This is a genomic window from Polynucleobacter sp. 35-46-11 (assembly GCF_002281105.1).
This window is the reverse complement of the sequence record NZ_NCFJ01000474.1, coordinates 1-2,362: the sequence shown is the minus strand read 5'-3', so window position 1 is coordinate 2,362 and position 2,362 is coordinate 1. Positions and strand designations below refer to the sequence as shown.

The 2,362-nt window shown below is 44.5% G+C and carries 2 protein-coding genes and 1 pseudogene; all 3 read right to left on the bottom strand.

Features of this window, described 5'->3' with window-relative positions; all coding sequences use genetic code 11:
• Positions 1 to 412, bottom strand: a 412-nt coding sequence (locus tag B7Y67_RS16525) for a glycosyltransferase family 25 protein (RefSeq protein WP_293599565.1), incomplete at its 3' end; no start/stop codon positions are given.
• Positions 413 to 429: 17 nt separating this feature from the next.
• Entirely contained in the window at positions 430 to 1,404 is a 975-nt protein-coding gene (locus B7Y67_RS16520) for a GDP-L-fucose synthase (RefSeq protein WP_293599564.1), read from the bottom strand.
• A pseudogene (gene gmd / locus B7Y67_RS16515) lies at positions 1,404 to 2,362 on the bottom strand (GDP-mannose 4,6-dehydratase); the annotation flags it as partial. The pseudogene gmd and the gene B7Y67_RS16520, both read right to left, overlap by 1 nt.

Below are 2,362 nucleotides of genomic sequence, written 5' to 3'. Positions count from 1 at the left end.
CAAACTCGTCTGCTTCATGAATGACTTTGTAAGTAGAGCCCTCTAAGGCCTGAAGACGCACCAAGTTCCAATCTGGATACTCATTTAATAAATAGTCGATGGTTTTTTCAAATTGAGGAAATAAAATAAAGTCATCCTCAAAAATTAAGGTGGGTTTATTTTGATCCACACAGGCTTGCCAAGCTTTCTTGTGCGATAAGAAGGCGCCAATTTCTCCGGGCATTAATTCAAAGCCCAATAAGTTCTTTACCTTTTCTGGTAAATACTCGGGGATGGGGGGAGTCAATAATTTGCCGTCAACTGCATCCAAAAACTCCCACTCGATATTTGTTTTTGCCAACTCCTCAGCGGCGCGTTGGCGGCGATCCGGGGATCGCAGCATCGAAATAACTAAAGTTTGTAAGTTTCTCAATGAAATTCCAATATTTCTTATTTAGCTGTTTGCACAAAATCAGCATAAGCAGAGTTGAGACCATCCTGCAATGCTACGTTAGCCTGCCAACCCAATTGGTTTAGACGGCTAGAATCCATCCACTTTCTTGGGGCACCATCTGGCTTCGTAGAATCAAAACTAATTTTTCCTTGATAACCCACTGCCTCACTCACGGCTGCTGCTAATTGCGCAATCGTGACGTCAGAGCCAAATCCCACATTAATATGGCTTTGCATCGGCTGGGTATGCTGATTATAAATGGCCTTTTCTAAATCCATCACAAAGACAGAGGCCGCAGCCATATCATCAACGTACAAGAACTCGCGCTTCGGTGTGCCAGTTCCCCAAATGAAAACCTCAGGAGCATTGCTTAATTTAGCCTCGTGAAATCTTCTAATGAGTGCCGGAATGACATGGCTATTTTCTGGATGATAGTTATCGCCTGGGCCATATAAGTTGGTTGGCATCACCGAGCGGTAATCAATGCCATGAGATGCGCCATATTGGCGGTTATAACTCTCACATAACTTAATGCCCGCAATCTTTGCAATAGCATACGGCTCATTGGTTGACTCTAATACTCCAGTAAGTAATGCATTCTCCACCATCGGCTGAGGAGCAAGCTTTGGGTAGATGCAGCTAGAACCTAGGAACAGTAACTTCTTTACGCCACTTTCAAAAGCCTGGTGAATCACATTAGCTTCCATCATCAGATTTTGATAGATGAACTCTGCAGGGTAAGTATTGTTTGCATGAATACCGCCTACCTTGGCTGCCGCTAAATACACTTGGGATGGTTTTTCTTGCGCAAAGAATGCTTGAACTGCTGCCTGATTGCACAGATCGAGCTCAGCGTGGGTTCTCGTAACAATATTGCGATAGCCTTGCGCCTCTAAATTACGCACGATGGCCGAACCCACCATACCGCGATGGCCTGCGACATAAATCTTTTGATGAAGATCTAGAGTCATTACTTTTCCGTACCAACTGAAACCTGATGGCCGTGCTTGAGCAATAAGGCATGCTGTTTGGCTTTATCCAAATCATTAGCAACCATCTCTACAATCATCTGGTCCAGCGTGATTTCTGGAACCCAACCCAGCTTCTCTTTCGCTTTCGTTGGATCGCCCAAGAGAGTTTCTACTTCAGTAGGACGGTAGTAACGCGGATCAATCTGCACAATCACATCACCGACTTTTAAGGCTGGAGCTTTGTCGCCTTCAATAGCAGTGACTGTGGCCTTCTCATTCTCAGCAGCACCTTCAAATTTGAGAGTGATACCCAATTGCCTAGCGCTACGGGTGATAAATTCACGAACCGTAAATTGCACACCAGTAGCAATCACATAATCTTCAGGAACTTCTTGTTGCAACATTAACCACTGCATCCGGACATAGTCTTTGGCATGGCCCCAGTCACGCAAGGCATCGATATTGCCCATGTATAAGTCACCTTGCGAGTAACAAAGGTTTCACCGCGGCGCTTAGACTCATGATTAAACAAAATGCCATTACAGGCATAAATGCCATAAGCCTCGCGATAGTTCACAGTAATCCAGTAGGCATACATCTTGGCTACTGCATAAGGGCTTCGAGGGTAGAAAGGAGTAGTTTCCTTTTGAGGGATTTCTTGTACCAAGCCATAGAGCTCAGAAGTAGATGCTTGATAAAAACGGGTTTTCTTTTCTAAACCAAGGATACGAATTGCCTCGAGCATACGTAGTGGGCCCATAGCATCCACATCTGCCGTGTATTCAGGAGATTCAAAAGAAACTGCGACATGAGACTGCGCGCCCAAGTTATAAATCTCATCAGGCTGACACTCTTGAATAATACGTACTAAGTTACTGGTGTCAGTTAAGTCACCGTAATGCAGAATCAAATCACGATGATCAATATGGGGGTCTTGATAGAGGTGATCAATACGATC

Coding starts and splice junctions, on each gene's coding strand:
- B7Y67_RS16520 (WP_293599564.1), bottom strand. CDS start 1,404: ATGACTCTAGATCTTCATCAAAAGATTTATGTCGCAGGCCATCGCGGT.